Origin of the sequence: Mesorhizobium sp. Root102 (assembly GCF_001425625.1) — a bacterium.
In the GTDB taxonomy this organism is placed as follows: Bacteria; Pseudomonadota; Alphaproteobacteria; order Rhizobiales; family Rhizobiaceae; genus Mesorhizobium.
The window spans coordinates 658447-673017 of the sequence record NZ_LMCP01000001.1; the positions used below are offsets into that span (position 1 = coordinate 658447).

Annotated in this window: 13 protein-coding genes; 6 read left to right on the forward strand and 7 right to left on the reverse strand. The window is 61.5% G+C overall.

Translation table 11 applies throughout. The features are described 5' to 3' along the window. The first annotated feature begins 29 nt into the window (after positions 1–29). The 3 genes from ASD12_RS03020 to ASD12_RS03030 all read left to right on the forward strand — a co-directional run bounded on the left by ASD12_RS03020 (position 30) and on the right by ASD12_RS03030 (position 4633). Positions 30–440, forward strand: coding sequence for a DUF1036 domain-containing protein (locus ASD12_RS03020; protein WP_162252209.1), 411 nt, complete (start codon positions 30–32; stop codon positions 438–440). After that, entirely contained in the window at positions 437–2806 is a 2370-nt protein-coding gene (locus ASD12_RS03025) for a M23 family metallopeptidase (RefSeq protein WP_056581811.1), read from the forward strand. The genes ASD12_RS03020 and ASD12_RS03025 overlap by 4 nt, the downstream gene beginning before the upstream one ends. Positions 2807–3022: 216 nt before the next feature. Further along, on the forward strand, positions 3023–4633 hold the full coding sequence (locus ASD12_RS03030) for a caspase family protein (protein ID WP_056581812.1): 1611 nt from the start codon (positions 3023–3025) through the stop codon (positions 4631–4633). A gap of 38 nt (positions 4634–4671) precedes the next feature. On the opposite strand, the gene ASD12_RS03035 is transcribed toward ASD12_RS03030, so the two are convergent. After that, the gene (locus ASD12_RS03035) at positions 4672–5208 is read right to left on the reverse strand and encodes an OmpA family protein (protein ID WP_056581813.1); all 537 of its coding nucleotides are present in this window, start codon (positions 5206–5208) and stop codon (positions 4672–4674) included. 191 nt (positions 5209–5399) lie between these two features. Here ASD12_RS03035 and ASD12_RS03040 point away from each other — a divergent pair, with 191 nt between their 5' ends. Further along, on the forward strand, positions 5400–5993 hold the full coding sequence (locus ASD12_RS03040) for a hypothetical protein (protein WP_200953678.1): 594 nt from the start codon (positions 5400–5402) through the stop codon (positions 5991–5993). A gap of 47 nt (positions 5994–6040) precedes the next feature. Here ASD12_RS03040 and ASD12_RS03045 read toward each other — a convergent pair whose 3' ends face one another. The 6 genes from ASD12_RS03045 to ASD12_RS35125 all read right to left on the reverse strand — a co-directional run bounded on the left by ASD12_RS03045 (position 6041) and on the right by ASD12_RS35125 (position 13623). After that, positions 6041–7219: a caspase domain-containing protein gene (locus ASD12_RS03045; protein ID WP_244482714.1), complete on the reverse strand. Its 1179-nt coding sequence runs from the start codon at positions 7217–7219 to the stop codon at positions 6041–6043. Between the two features lie 73 nt (positions 7220–7292). Next, on the reverse strand, positions 7293–8393 hold the full coding sequence (locus ASD12_RS03050; protein WP_056581815.1) for an OmpA family protein: 1101 nt from the start codon (positions 8391–8393) through the stop codon (positions 7293–7295). Between the two features lie 607 nt (positions 8394–9000). After that, positions 9001–11550: a caspase family protein gene (locus ASD12_RS03060; RefSeq protein ID WP_056581816.1), complete on the reverse strand. Its 2550-nt coding sequence runs from the start codon at positions 11548–11550 to the stop codon at positions 9001–9003. Between the two features lie 433 nt (positions 11551–11983). After that, a complete protein-coding gene (locus tag ASD12_RS03065; RefSeq protein ID WP_056581817.1) occupies positions 11984–13024 on the reverse strand; it encodes a proline racemase family protein in 1041 nt (346 codons plus the stop codon). 58 nt (positions 13025–13082) lie between these two features. After that, positions 13083–13316: a proline racemase family protein gene (locus ASD12_RS35120; protein WP_244482715.1), complete on the reverse strand. Its 234-nt coding sequence runs from the start codon at positions 13314–13316 to the stop codon at positions 13083–13085. A 91-nt stretch (positions 13317–13407) separates the two neighbouring features. Then, positions 13408–13623, reverse strand: a complete 216-nt coding sequence (locus ASD12_RS35125) for a hypothetical protein (RefSeq protein WP_244482716.1) — start codon at positions 13621–13623, stop codon at positions 13408–13410. A gap of 8 nt (positions 13624–13631) precedes the next feature. Between ASD12_RS35125 and ASD12_RS32665 the strand changes: the two genes are divergently transcribed. Both ASD12_RS32665 and ASD12_RS03075 read left to right on the forward strand, forming a co-directional pair. Further along, on the forward strand, positions 13632–13817 hold the full coding sequence (locus ASD12_RS32665; protein ID WP_082525235.1) for a zinc ribbon domain-containing protein: 186 nt from the start codon (positions 13632–13634) through the stop codon (positions 13815–13817). Between the two features lie 62 nt (positions 13818–13879). Next, positions 13880–14566 (forward strand): Crp/Fnr family transcriptional regulator, encoded by a 687-nt coding sequence (locus tag ASD12_RS03075; protein WP_056581818.1) that lies wholly within the window; start codon positions 13880–13882, stop codon positions 14564–14566. Positions 14567–14571 lie beyond the last annotated feature (5 nt).

Consider the following 14571-nt stretch of genomic DNA (forward strand, 5'->3'; position numbering starts at 1 on the left):
TTCGAGCCCTGCTTGCGCTGACGGGCCGCATGAAGCTTGCGGTCATCTCGGGCGCGGCGCTGCTGGCCGTGCTGTCATCGGGCGAAGCGCGAGCCGAGTTCACGGTCTGCAATCAGACACTCGACGTCGTCAATCTCGCGGTGGGCCAGAAGATCGACAATGCGGACCAGACCGACGGCTGGTGGACGATCGGCGCAAATCAATGCGTGAACGTCATCCGCGAGGAACTGACGAACCGCTATATCTACATCTATGCCACGGACGTGTTTGGCCATGCGATCCTCACCGGATCGACCGAAATGTGTATCGAGCGACGACGTTTCTCGATCCGCGGCATCGAAGAATGCTGGCAGCGCGGCCATATCGCGGCGCAATTTCTCGAAGTCGATACGCTCGAACAGGTGCGGTGGACGTTCTTCCTGACCGGAAGCAGCCAGTGACGCACAGTATAGACATGAGCTTCAGGCAGAAAAAGCAGGCGCGCCTTGCGCTTCGCAGACGCAAGCTCTGGCGCCGGCTGCTTGCCGGTCTTGCCGCGATTGTCATGCTGTCGATCGCCGTGGGCTTCTACCTCACCGCGGACTATTGGTCGTTCGGCGACGAAGACGAAGAACTCCACGCGGTCGAAGGGGTGGACGACGTGCCGGCCGATGCATCGGTCTATGTGCCTGCCATCATCGACCTTGCCGGGGATCCGATGTGGATTACCCTTGCCCCCGACGCCGACACCTCGTCGAAGGGGCATTCGATCGCAAGGCCGTCGGATCTCGATCAGGCCGGGGTTTCTCCGCAGATCGAAATCCTGTCGGATGTGATGCTCAGCGCCAGCGAAAAATTCATGACGACGATACCGTCGACGCAGGAGGATTTCGCATTCTTCCAGGCGCAACGGCAGACAGCCCCGCCGCCGTCCAACGATCTGCAGGACGATCTTCAGCCACCGGCGGGGGACCTGCAGAACGATCTTCAGCCCTCGCCTGCTCCCAACGAGGCTCCGGCGGCTGCGGGACAGCAGGTGGGCACCGATGATCCCGAAGCCGGCTGGGGTGAAACAATCGATGCAGGCGAGGCAGCCCTGCCCGCATTCCAGAAGACGCAGATCGAAAACAACACGAGTGTCGCAACCGTCACGAATGAGTATCAGCGGTTCGAGGCGACCGAAGACACTTTCGTGAAAATCCTCAACGACCGCAGCCTGGACAGCGTTGCGCTCGATGCTCATTTCTCCGCCGAGGACGCCAAGCTGGCGGGCGAAGCTCTAAAGGCGCTTTTCAACCGGGAAGGCCTGGAACCGGGTTATGTCGTCGCCATGCGCGGTTTCAGGCCGACTCGCGAGACGACAACAATGTCGCTCATGCAGGTGTCGATCTACGCCAAGAACGTATTTGTCGGCACGCTGACGCGCAACGCCGCGGGCGCATTCGTATCGGGTGTCGATCCCTGGGTCCGCGAAGATCTGTTCAACTATTCGGGCGCACCGGAGGAAGGCACGCACAAGCGGCAGTATCGCCTGCTCGACGCGATCTATTCAACGGCGGCGCGCAACAAAGTTCCGACCGGCGTGATCGGCGAAGCGATCATGTACCTGTCGAGAGGACAGGATCTGGACGCCTTCGCCAGCGAGGACCAGCGCCTTGTCCTGATCTATTCGCAAACGCCGCGCGGCAAGGGCGAGACGGACGGGCGCGTGTTGTATGTCGGTGTGCAGGGTAGTGAAAAGAGCCTCGAATGCTTCGTCTTCCAGCAAGGTGACGGTCAGTTTGCATGCGTTACCGGCGATGATCAGGTTCGCTCGCTGACGGTCACCAACGGCATGGTCACGCCGGTCAACGGGGTCATGACGTCCACCTTCGGTCCACGCAAGCACCCAATTCTGGGCGTGGTTCGCATCCACAAGGGCGTCGATTGGGCGGCCCCGGTGGGTACGCCGATCGCGGCAGCCTTCGACGGCGAGATCACCTTCCAGGGCGACGGCGGCGGTTACGGCAACCTGGTGAAAATTGCGGATGCCAATGGAAGCGAGACGCGCTACGCGCATATGCAGAAATTCGCAATAGCAAGCGGTGTCGGCACAAAGGTGAAGGCCGGCGACATCATTGGCTATATCGGCACCACCGGCCTGTCTACCGGACCGCATCTGCATTTCGAACTCTATCAGAATGGCGAGGCGATCGATCCGCTGGGCACGGTGACCGCCGCGGTGGCAACGAATGATCCTGCTGTCGAGACGCTGACCGACCGTATCGTTCATGTCGAAAGTGGTGGCAGCGCTCGCGCCAAGAACCCAAATTCTTCAGCAACCGGCGCAGGCCAGTTCATAACGAAGACCTGGATCCGGATGATGAACACCTACCGCCCTGAGCTAGCACGAACGCTGTCGACCGCCGATCTGCTCGCTCTGCGCTACGACGCCACGATCTCGCGCGAGATGGTGCGAAATCTGGCGCGGGAAGGCGAAGCCTATCTTCGGGCACGCGGCCATCAAATCACAGCCGGCCGGCTCTATCTCTGCCATTTCCTGGGCATGGAAGGCGCGCATCAGGTGCTGTCTGCGTCGAGTTCGGCGCAACTGAGCGCCGTGCTCGGGTCCGCCGTCATTCAAGCCAATCCCTTTCTCACGGGCAAGACGGCTGGCTATGTCGTGGATTGGGCAGAAAGGAAAATGGGTCAGAAGGTTGCTCGGGTGGCGACCGACGCCGGCCAGCAGACAACCAGCACGACGGAAATCCGCCAGACATCGCCGGAGTTCGAAAAATACAAGCAAGCCGTCACGGCCGTCATAAGCTCGATTCAGAATACGCTTTGAACCTGCCCTTGTGGTTTATGAGCTGCCATCGGACCATTGGTGCTCCCGCTGCAAAGTGTTATTATATGCGACTTTTTTCGGGCCCTTTGTGAACCAAGACTGTGGTCGAGATCACATACGTCCAAGAGCCATTTTTGGCATAAGCGACCGTGTCGCTGACGAAATTTAGCATGCGCAGACATCAACAGTGCGCCCTGATGGGCGGAGGGCTGGTCCATGAAAGCGTTCACCGTATTTCTGAGCGGATTTCTCCTTTTTATCCTTGCCGCGTTCAGCGCTGGGGCAGCCGCGCCCGTCGCCAAGCGCGTCGCACTGGTCATCGGCAACAGCAAATATGTTCATGCTGTCGCCTTGCCCAACCCCGCCAACGACGCGCACCTTATCGCATCTACGCTGCGCAATGCCGGCTTCGAGGTGATCGAGGGGATGGATCAGGACAATGCCGGCATGCACAGCCTCATCAGCCGGTTCACAGAGCAATCCTACGACGCCGACCTCGCCGTCATCTTTTATGCCGGGCACGGCATGCAGGTCGATGGCAAGAATTTTCTGATACCGGTCGATGCCGAGCTGACGTCGCCGGCCTATCTCAAGACCCGCACCATTCAGGTCGACGACTTCCTGGCGGCGCTGCCGCCCGATCCGGCGGTCGGCGTCATCATCCTCGATGCCTGCCGCGACAATCCACTGGCCAGGACGCTGGCCGCCTCGCTGCCGAAGTCGCGCTCGTTGGGCTCCGGTCTGGCGCCGATCGAAGCAAAATCGGAAGGCGTAGGCACAGGCGGCATCCTGATCGCCTATGCAACCGATCCGGGCGCCATCGCTTTCGACGGCAACGGCGTCAACAGCCCGTACTCCACGGCGCTCGCCAGGCACCTGACCGAACCCGGCATTGAGATCCAAAGCGCGCTGACGCGCGTGCGCGGCGAAGTGACCGAGACGACACAAGGTCGCCAGAGGCCCTGGCACAACGCGTCGCTGGGGCGCGAGGTCTTCATGGGACCCGTGGCGATGGCCGCGCCTGCGGCAAAGCCTGCCGATGCCGCCGCGGCCACCGCTCCTGCCCCAGTTGCTGGTGACGCGCCTTCCTGGGAAGTCGAGCAGCGGCTCTGGGATGAAGCATCCAAACGCAACTCGGTGCCGTTCTACGAGGCTTATCTCGAGCAGTTCCCAAACGGCCGCTTCGCCACAGTGGCGCGGCTGAACATTGATGAATTGAACGACCCGAAAGCCCAAAACCGGCAGGTCGCGGCACTCGATACGGACCAGGCGAATGCCAGTTCCGGCTCCGCGGTGCGCACCTCGGTCGGCGTCCCGGACCAGGTCAAGCAGACACCGGGCACCGAATTGACCGAAAGTGCCATTGGCCTCGACCGCCAGGGTCGCATCGACCTACAATTGCGCATCGAAGCGTTGGGCAACGAGCTTGGCCGCGTCGACGGAAACATCGGCCCACAGACCCGTCAGGCGATCGGCATCTGGCAAGCGAAGAACGGCCTGCCGCAGACCACCTATCTGACACGCGAGCAACTTGCATTCCTCGTGATCCAGACAGATCCGATGATGGAAGCCGTGCGCGCCAGATATGCTGCCGATCAGGCCCGTGCGACGCAGCCGAAAAAGCAAGTGGTAGAGAAGGTCCGCACGCAGAGACCGGTGGCGCAGAAACCCCGCAAACAAAAACAGGTCGTTCAGAAGCGGCGCAACCGGGAGACCGTGGTGCTGCGGGATGATGATCTTCCGCCGCCCCGGGACAATAACGACTTCCTCACCAAGGCGCTGATCTTCGGCACCGGTGTGGCAGTAGGCGGCGTGCTCAAGAACTGACCGCCGGCGTTCCTGGAGCAATAGCACGCAGCAGCGCGCTATTGCGTCTTTACCCGCATTTCGACCCGGCGGTTGACGGGATCGTAAGGGTTGGGGCTGCGCGGGTTCTTTTCGCCCATGCCGATCGCGTTGATGCGCGCAGGCTCGACACCGCTGGCCGTCAGGAAGGCTGCCACCGATTGCGCCCGCCGTTGCGACAGGCCTTCGTTGTAGTGCACCGTGCCGGTGGCGTCGGTGAAACCTTCGACGACGAAGTTGAACGTGCTCAGCCGGCTGTCCTTCAGCGCCTTGGCGAACTCGCCGAGTTCAGCGCGCGCGGTGGTGTCGAGTTCGGCCGAATCCAACCCGAAATTGATCAGCATATCGAGGCTGGATTTTTCGCCCGGCGCGTCTTTCGCCTTGCTCTTGCTTTTGCACTCCTCCTCGGTCCCGACACAAATTCCTCGCGACTTGCCGAGGTCGGCCGCGCCGGTAAAAAACTTCACGATGTCTTCTGATTTCTGAACAGGGTCGGCGGAAGCGTGGGTCGAGAAAAACACGACCGCCAACACAAAGGCTGAACTGCCCCACTGCATAGCGGTTACTCCTGCTTGAGCATCCGATTTCGATGAATGCGATCATACCAAACTCCGGGGCAATTGTCTGTCGATAAACACCAGGGGATACGGTGGCGCCGGCAGTTGTTGCAGCGTCACCGGTTGAGACTTGACCCGCGCCGCGCCTGGGGCTTGAGTGGTTAAGGCTCCTCGATGAAAGCGTGGCGGTCATGGCCAATGGGCTTCGATTCAAGACGGCACGGGATCTCTTCATGGCTTGTCCCGCTATTGCCTGGGACATGAGCACCCCTCCAACCGAACAGCAGTCGATCGAGTTTTGCCGCGACCTCCTCGCCGGGCGCGTTCCCGAGGAGGCGATCACGTTCTGTGCCTACCTGCTTCCCGATCGGGCCGCGGTCTGGTGGGCGCATGAATGCCTGAGCCATCTGAGCGAGCTGCTCGATGGGACGGATCACGAGTTGCTCGCCTATGTTCGCGACTGGGTCGGTGAACCGGACAGCCCTCACCATCGCGCCGCGGTGGGCCAGGCGGAGGCAGCGTTGCCGACAACGCCGGGCGCCTGGATTGCCCTGGCGGCGGGATGGCGTGACAATGGTTCTGTTGCTGGCGGATCTGTTGCCGGCACAGAAGCACGATCGGCCTTGCAGCCGTATCCTGCCGCCCATGCAGTCAATGCCGGGATCCTGGCCGGGCTGGCGCGCGTCGCACTCGCGGACCGCTTTGCCGTTCTTTCCGCGTTTGTCGAAATGGGCATCCAGATGGCCGAGATCGAGGCGCCGCGCCAATCGGCGGATACTTACTAGAGCATCCACCCCGACAGAAACCGTGCGTATGCCATTATCGTCCTGCCTTACTTGCAGCCACCTTGAGCCCATTTGGCTAGCGCCACCTTGAAGCGGGTTCCAAGCGGATGTTGCAGGCGCAAAACAGAGACATCGTTGGCCGCGAAATTTTTCGCCTGTTCGCACAGCCGTGCCTCATCCCATTCATGGCAGCCGTCGCAGTGCTTGCCCTCCCACACCGACTTGTCCAATCCCTCCACAGGGCTGAACAGGGGCTTGCCCTTGATCAGCTGGGCGATGCTCTTGCCGTCGATTGCCGGATCGCCGAAATCGATCGGATGGTCGAAAAAAATCGGAGCGTCCGAGGCCAGCCTGGGGATCTTCTGGCGCAGCACATCGAGCGCAAGCTGATCGTCACTTTGGCCCGATGCGCTTGCAACCCCGGTGTTGCGCGCGTCTGAACCGCCTTCGATCTGAGGTGCGCTGGTCTCGCCCACGATCAATGGCGCGTTGAGATCGACCTTGTGCAGAACGACCTCCGTGGTCAGCGAAACGTTGATCCAGGGACGCTGCTTGCCGGCGGTTGCCTTGAAGACGTCGCTGGTGACCTTGTTCATGGCCTCGGTGATGGAGACGTTGGATTCGCCGATACGCGTGAGGAGCGCCGAGGTGAAAGGCGAATGTTCGCCCGACCCGTCATAGGCGAGTTGATTGGGACTGGCGGCAAAAGCGACGAGCGTGCCGGCGCCACCATTCTCTATCGGGATCTCGGCAAGGCCGCTGCCTGCGCCGTTGACACCCGCGGTCTTGGCCAGCACCTCGGCGAGTGGATTGTCGCGGCAAGCGTCGAGAAACACCAGCCTGATGCTGGTCTCGCGCGACATCTGGCGCAAAACGAAATCAACCGACACGGCCTCGAAGTCGAGGGAGGTCTCGTCCTCAAGCGCCGCGTCGACCGGAAGCAGATAGTTCTTGCCCGAAACCTGCAAGCCGTGGCCGGCGTAGAAGAACAGCGCGATGTCGGCACCGCGCACCTGTTTTGCGAACTGGGCGATCGTCGCCTGCGTCTGCGGCTTGGTCAGGTCGAAGCCGGAAACCACCTCGAAGTCGAGCTTCTTCAAGCGTTCGGCCATGGCTCGGGCGTCGCGCACCGGATTGGCGAGCGGCGCCGCGTGCTGGTACTGGGAGTTGCCGAGAACCAGCGCGACGCGGCGCTCGGCACTGGCGGCCGTCAACGTCAAAAGCAAGGCGAGCACCGCAAACCCAGCAGCGCGAAAGAGGCCACCGCAACGGGCAATCAGATCGCACCCCACCGGAACCTCAGAGCTTGGTGGCGGAAAACTCGATCCGCCGGTTGAGCGCCTTGTTCTTGGGCGTATCGTTGGCGGCAACCGGCCGCTCCTCGCCATAGCCGGCGGCACTGATCTGGTTGCGCGGAATACCCGCGGCAATCAGCGCGTCGGCAACCGCCTGGGCCCGCCGCTCCGACAGCTGCTTGTTCGCCTCCGGCGATCCATCGGAATCGGTATAGCCGGAGACCTCGACCTTCAGGCTTGGGCATTTACCGACGACACCTTCGACCTCCGTCAGCAACGGGCGGCTCTTCGCATCGAGCCGCGCGCTGGCCGGCCGGAAGTAGATGGCGCCGGTGCGTGAGAGCACGGCAAACCTGTTCAGGCATTCCTCATCGCTGAAGTTCGCCTTGGCGGCGTCGGTGGCGACAGGCCCTACATCGGCGGAACTCGCCGCGGCGGTTTGGGTGGCGGCTGGCTTGCTGCCGTCGGCGGTGAAGACGAAATCGAACGACACCGAGGCGGTGGGCACGATGTTGGTCACATTGGCCGCCTGCTGGAGTTTGTCGACGTTCGGCAGCAAGCCAAAATCCTCCACATGGACAGCGACCGGAGCCTCCGAAGCGACCGACACCATGGTGTCGCTGATCATGGTGACGACGATGCTGGCCTCGAGGTCCTTGTCGACGCCGTGCAGATTGAGACGGAAAGGCAGCGTCGACTTCACCCTGCGCTTTGTCGCGAGATCGGCGAATGCGGCGGGGTCCACCTTGGCCGTCAGCTCGGCCGTCGGGTACTTGAATGTCTCAAAGAACAGGAAGCGCATGCGGACATTGCGCAGGTCGACGCCGGTATCGACCGAATTGAGGTCGAAGGTGACCTTGGCATCACCCGCCGAGCTGAGCGTGCCGGTGATGTTCCTGATCTTGTTTGTCTCGACGATCGTGTTCTTCTTCACCGACTGATAGGTGATCACCGAAGCTGTGGGATCAAGCGTCCAGTTCGGCGCGGCGTTGGCGGCTTGCGATCCGAGCAGCAGCAAGCCGGAAAGCGCGACGATCAGGCCTAGAGCCCTTGCAGCAGCGCCCTTCGACGTTGTCTTCCACCAGAATGCGACGACTTCGTACATGGAACGCCCCTGCCCAGCACAACCGTATCGACACGACACCTGGCGGGAGCATAGAGCACTTGCGACTGGTTGGCGAGCAGGCACGCCACTCGTCGCGAAGGCGTGAAAATGTCGCTCGTGCTCAAGTTGCGGGATGGCGCACAAAGGCAGGTATAGGGACGCGAAGGCTGCCTTCGGGGTTAGCCGTTGTTGGGGTTTGGATCTCACTGTCTCCGGTGGAAACGCCGCTTGCCGAACAGTGCCCGGCCCGCCTCAACGTCATCACCAGCCGCTGTTGCCTCCGGCTGAACCCCCGCTACTGCCGCCTGTGCCTCCGCCACCGCCGCCAAGAGCTGGAATGACAGGCGGCTTTTCGGGAGCTCCCTCGGCCGGCTGGACCACTTCAACCGGCTTGACCACTTTCTTGACGGCTACCTTCTTCTGTCTGACGACCTTCGGCGGCGGCACCGTCCGAACAACCTTGGGCTGGGGCTTCGCCACAAGCGGTTTCGGTTCAAGCTGGGGCACCAAGGACGTGCAGCCCATGAGCCCTGCCAGGACGCCGGACAGAACTGTTCCAATGAATGCTTGTTTCAATGCCGTGCCCACCATTGCCTCCCACATTTGATCAGAACAAGTCCCGACGCGGATTGGCTTCTTCCCACACCTGCCTGGCAGCTTTGACCAGTTGAGTGTCCAGCGAACCAGACGTGAGGACCTTCGACTTGAGCTCCTGCCGCAACTCTTTCAACGCCGCCGTTTTCGCCTTCACGCCGAATTGTGCCAGGCTCGTCGGCGCGCCTGGCAGTTCCTTGCGAAGATCTAGTGCGACGGCGAATGCAAGGAAACGCACGGCGACGGCCTGGTCGGCCTTGTCGCCCTTGTCCATTTCGAGAGCGGCGCGATCATAGGCACCGGACTGATCGCCCCGGGCGGTCCCCAGCTCAAACAGTCTTTGTGCTTCTGCGAGGTTCCGCTCCACGCCAACGCCATCTCGATACATTCGCCCAAGACTGGCCGGAGCGTAGGGCTGGCCGAGCTCGATGGCCTTCTGGAAAAGCGCCTGCGCCTGCTTCGGGTCTTTCTGCACGCCCTGGCCGCTGAGATAATTGCGGCCGAGCAGGTTCATCGAATACATGTCCTGCCGCTGCACGCCGGCCTTGAGGAAGGCTACGGCGCGGGCCGAGTCGGCTGGCGCGCCGTTGCGCCCTTCCGTGAAAATCGCGGCAAGATCGTTCATGGCATAGGTGTGCCCCATCGCCGCTGCCTTGAGCAGCAGATCCAGGCCCTTAGCGGTATCGGGCTTGATGCCATAGCCATTGAACAAGGCGCGGCCCCATGCCGTCATCCCATAGGGATCGCCCTTGTCTGCTGCAGCCTTGTAAAGGGCGTTGGCCTGCGTGAGGTCGATGACCATTCCGGTGCCAGTTGAATAGAAGTAGCCGAGTTCGAACACCGCACGCACATGTCCCTTCTTGGCGGCCTCCTCGATGGCTGTCTTCGCTTCCTCGACCTTGCCGGCTGCGAGCAGCGCGCGACCCAGTTCGTAGCGGAAGCGCGGGACATCGGGATAGGCCTTCACCGCTGCCTCGCAGGCCTTCACGGCCTCAGCGCCGATTTCATTGGGCAGCAGGCCGGGAACCACGCCTTGCAGATCGAGAGGTTCGCCAGCAGCCTGGTCGCAAGGATCGACGCTTGGCGACAGTTTCATCGTGGCGGGCTTGGACGAACTGCTGTCCGCACGGATTTCGAAGCCGACCTCGACCGGCGCGGCGACTCCGATCTGGGGTTCGTAGCGCAACCGGTCGACCTCGCCGGCCATCAGGCTCGATTCCGGCGACAGGGTTCGATCCGGCAACGAGAGGGTTCCCGTCGCCGGATATCCCGAGACCTTCAGGCTGACCGCAGGATCGTCAGTCGGGAAATCCAGGTTCAGCGCAACCGGTCCCACCCCAATGGGAACACGGATGTCGCGGTTTTCGATCGCCTCGGCTGCGCCGGTGATGTGAATACCGCGCTCCAGAACCTGTTGCTTCTGCTCGGCCTCGAGCGAAGCCATGATCTGTTCGCCATGGGCGCCTTCGCCGCTCTTGACACGAAACACCAGGATGCCCTGGGTTTGGCCGCCCCAATTGTCATGCGTGGCGTAGGCCAGCATATCCACCTCGTCCTGCGCGGCGATCCCCTTGGGCACATCCATCTGCAAACGCGGCAGGTCCTTGCCCTGGATCGGTTCGCCAATCTCGACAGGCTTCCCGTCCAGCATCAGGTGCCCGAGAGCAGGCGCTCTCTCGATGCTCACGGTGATCGTTCCGCCGTCGACATCCACCGGTTCCGGCAGGCCGAGATCGACTGGGCCCACTCCCGACAATACGACCTTCTCCAGCACCGGCGGCAACGAGGGGCGGTTGCTGCGGCGCATCAGCACGACTTCGTCGATCAGCGACGAGTTCTCCCAGGGAACCTGCAGGCCGTTTGTTGCCTCCACCACATCCCGACGCACCGCCGCCATGACCGTGCGGATCTCCTGGTTCGGGGCCAGCGCGCGACGGGAAAACGCCGCCGAAAACGGGCTGAGGTCGCCGTTGCCGTCATAGGCCGCCGCCCCAGGCTCGGTCGCAAAGGCAATGAGGGTGTTCAGCGAGCTTCTGACCTGCGCGAGCCCGGCATTGCCGGCGGTGATAAGCTGGTCTCTCAGCCAGTAATTCTTGCGCGGGAACGGATTGTTGCGGCAGGCATCGAGGACGATCACCTGGATCTTCGATTTCGAACGCATCTGCTCCAGCACATCGTTGAGCTTGATGGCCTGGACCTCGATGTCCGCCGCCTGCTTCAACGAGGCATCGACCGGAATCAGGAAATTTTCGCCGCCGATCTGGAAACCGTGACCGGAATAGTAGACGACGGCCAGGTCGGCACCGTCGATGGCGGAAAGATAGTTGCGGAACTGCTCTTCGAACTGCAGCTTGGTGAGATTGCTTGCAACGAAGACCTCGAACCCAGCCAGTCGAAACGTTTTGGAGACGTCCTCCGCATCCTTGACCGGGTTCTTCAGTGCCGGGAATTGCCGGTAGTCGGAATTGCCGATCACCAAGGCGACCCTTCGATCGGCCGACGCATCGAAGCTCGTAAAAGCCGCTACGAGGAACACTGCGATCAATCCGCAAAGTCGGAACATGGCAACTGCCTTAACCGTCAACTACCTGACAACCACAAGCACAGCTTGCGGTATCAAGGTCTGTTAAAGAGTTCACAATCTGCCGAGACAGGAACAGAGTGAAAGCCGTCGCGACAGCGGGCACTTTCTCATCCGATCGAGGTCTAAATTACCCCAGAGCCGAACCATCCGCAATGAGAGTCATACTGTACCGGCGCAGCTGTCCGGATCCGACGCACCCGCCAGGCTTCAATCCGCCGACGGGTGCGCTGAATACACCTGTCTTCACCATGGAAATGCCCGACTTCGAGGTCTGGCGGATGAGAGGCGACAGGCGTGAGCGAGGGGCCCGCGGACAAGTCTGGAATGCCTCGAGCTTTTTGGCGCGCGTCTGCCTCGGTCAATCCGGAATCCTTGGTATTTTGAACGCCGCACAGCCCTGCCGTCGACGCACCTACTGCTTCACCGAGGTGGAGGTGCCCCAGGTATCCGACAGCACATAGCCTTGCGGGTATGGATCGGTTGGATCGAGATAGTAGCTATGCTCGCCTGTGATCCAGGCCCGGCCGGTAATCTCCGGAACGATTGCCTTGCGATCGCCGATTTCCGTCAGCTCCACGATCCTGCCGGTGAAGCGCGAGCCGATGATCGATTCATGGATCAACACGTCGCCCACTTCCATCAAGCCGCGTGCTTTTAACACAGCCATGCGAGCCGATGTGCCGGTTCCGGTAGGGCTGCGGTCCGAGCGGCCCGGCGAGACGATGCAGGTGTTGCGGGTGACGTTGCCGGGGCCCTGGAATGGCATGGCGAACTGCACGATCGAAACGCCGCGCACATGGTCGAATTCCGGATGGACGACATCGAGCTGTTCGCGCGCCGCCCGGCGGACCTTCTCGCCGACCACAGCCAGTTCGCGAGCCTCGTCGGGAACGACCGAAAAGCCGAGCGCCTTGGCGTCGACGATCGCATAGAACATGCCGCCATAGGCGATATCGACCGTAAGCGTGCCGAGCCCTTCGACGTCTATATTGGCATCCAGGCGATCGACAAACGCGGGCGCGTTGCGGAAGGTGATCGACAGGCATCTGCCGTCGCGGCATTCGGCGCGCACCTCGATGACGCCACCCGGCATGTCGAGCTTGAAGCGTGTCTCGGGCTCCTGCATCGGCACCATGCCGGTCTCGAGCAGCACGGTGGCAACGCAGATCGTGTTGGAACCGGACATCGGAGGATATTCCGTCGGCTCCATGATGATGGCGCCGGCGACGCAATCCTCGCGCGTCGATGGAACCAGCAGATTGACGTGCCGCGCAACGCTGCCGCGTGGCTCGCAGATCAGCATCCGCCTAATATGATCGTGATCACGTTCCATCGTGATCATCTTTTCCATCATCGTGTGGCCCGCCGGCGGCAGGACGCCTCCGACGATGACATCACCGACTTCACCTTCGGCATGACAGCCGACGACACGAATAGAGGCTTTCGTACGCATTGTTGTTCCTTGTCGATTGCAAGCTTTCGCGGCGAAACGAGCAGCGAAAATCCGAAATTCAGGCCCAGATGTCGCCCACGGTGAAACCTTCTGGGAAAGGACCATCGTTGTCCAACACGATCGTATTCAGCCCAAAGATCCAACTGGTCCCTGAGAGGGTGGGAACAACGGCGGGCCTGTCTCCGATATGCGCCTCTCCGATGAGGCGGCCTGTATATATGGTGCCAACGATTCCCTGATGGCGGAAATCCTGATTGAGCGGCAATTCGCCTTTTGCATGCAGGACGGCCATCTTGGAGTAGGTGCCAGTGCCGCAGGGGCAACGATTGATCGACCCGGTCCATGTGGCCGGATTGTCCAGGAGAACGTACCCGAGGACATGGTCACCACTTTTTCCAGTCGGCGTTCGGATCCTCCGTTGGCCCGGAAAGCTGCAAGACCGCGATGCCGACGCCGGGATACTCGGGATGGGCGACTGGCAATTGCTCGATCGCCGCCTCCCTGATCATCGACGAAATGCGCGTAATCTCCCTGCCGTGTCCCAGTATCAGTTCAAGCCCTCGAAACTGCCGAACGTCGGCGATGACATAGAACGGCACCTGACACGCTGCCCTTCTGGCAGGCCGCGCGCGAAGGCCGCTTCCTGATCAAGCATTGCAGCAGTTGTGGCCGGGCGCACTGGCACCCACGACAGCTTTGCCCGTTCTGCTTTTCCGCCGAGACCGAATGGTGGGATCGGTTTTTCCGGCCACCCCTCTCTTTTGACAAGCGGCAGCGCTCAAAATCACATTAGCTTTGATCGATCCCGCTGTTGCCGTACAGTCATCCTGTCACGACAACATCGGAAAAGCCGTCATGCCAACCGCCAGCGCGAACACCAGACATGATCTGCCACGGCTGGCGCGGATCGATCCTCGACAGTTTGACCTCCTTTTCACTGGTTGCAAACTCGAGCGCTACGCCGCCGGCCAGCATTTGTTCGTCCAGGAAGATGCCGCCGACCGCATCTATGGTGTGATGAGCGGCACGGTGGAGATCTCGATCTATTCGCCTGGCGGCCAGAAGCTGGTGGCCAATATTGAGCTGTCGCGCAGCTTGGTCGGAGAGATCGGAGCACTTGACGGACACCCACGCACGGCCACCGCGATCTGTCTTACTGCATGCGAGCTGGTTTCGCTCAGCCGAACACAACTGTTTGATCGAATTGAGAAAAACCTATCCCTGGCGCGCGCCATGATCGAACTTTTGTGCGCGCGGCTGCGTTGGGTCAGCGGTGAGCTCGGAGATCAGGCCTTTTTCGGCATCGAAGCGAGGCTGGCAAAACGACTGGTCTTTCTAGGCAGCGTCCTGGCCGACGGCGCAGGCTGGATACCGATCTCGCAGTCTGAACTGGGTGAGTTCCTCGGCGCCACGCGCGAGTCGGTCAACAAGACGCTCAACGACTGGCGCAGCCGGCAGATCATCGCCATCAAGCGCGGCGGCCTGCGCATAGTCGACGCCGGCGCACTTCGCCATATCGCCGAATCGCAGGACGACGACTGACGGCG

What these genes read in the sequence shown, in the direction of transcription:
- ASD12_RS03035 (WP_056581813.1), bottom strand. Translation starts at nt 5,208, where the DNA reads ATGCAGTGGGGCAGTTCAGCCTTTGTGTTGGCGGTCGTGTTTTTCTCG.
- ASD12_RS03060 (WP_056581816.1), bottom strand. Translation starts at nt 11,550, where the DNA reads ATGTTCCGACTTTGCGGATTGATCGCAGTGTTCCTCGTAGCGGCTTTT.
- ASD12_RS03075 (WP_056581818.1), top strand. Translation starts at nt 13,880, where the DNA reads ATGCCAACCGCCAGCGCGAACACCAGACATGATCTGCCACGGCTGGCG.
- ASD12_RS03020 (WP_162252209.1), top strand. Translation starts at nt 30, where the DNA reads ATGAAGCTTGCGGTCATCTCGGGCGCGGCGCTGCTGGCCGTGCTGTCA.
- ASD12_RS03030 (WP_056581812.1), top strand. Translation starts at nt 3,023, where the DNA reads ATGAAAGCGTTCACCGTATTTCTGAGCGGATTTCTCCTTTTTATCCTT.
- ASD12_RS35120 (WP_244482715.1), bottom strand. Translation starts at nt 13,316, where the DNA reads ATGGCCGTCCTGCATGCAAAAGGCGAATTGCCGCTCAATCAGGATTTC.
- ASD12_RS03050 (WP_056581815.1), bottom strand. Translation starts at nt 8,393, where the DNA reads ATGTACGAAGTCGTCGCATTCTGGTGGAAGACAACGTCGAAGGGCGCT.
- ASD12_RS03065 (WP_056581817.1), bottom strand. Translation starts at nt 13,024, where the DNA reads ATGCGTACGAAAGCCTCTATTCGTGTCGTCGGCTGTCATGCCGAAGGT.
- ASD12_RS03040 (WP_200953678.1), top strand. Translation starts at nt 5,400, where the DNA reads ATGGCCAATGGGCTTCGATTCAAGACGGCACGGGATCTCTTCATGGCT.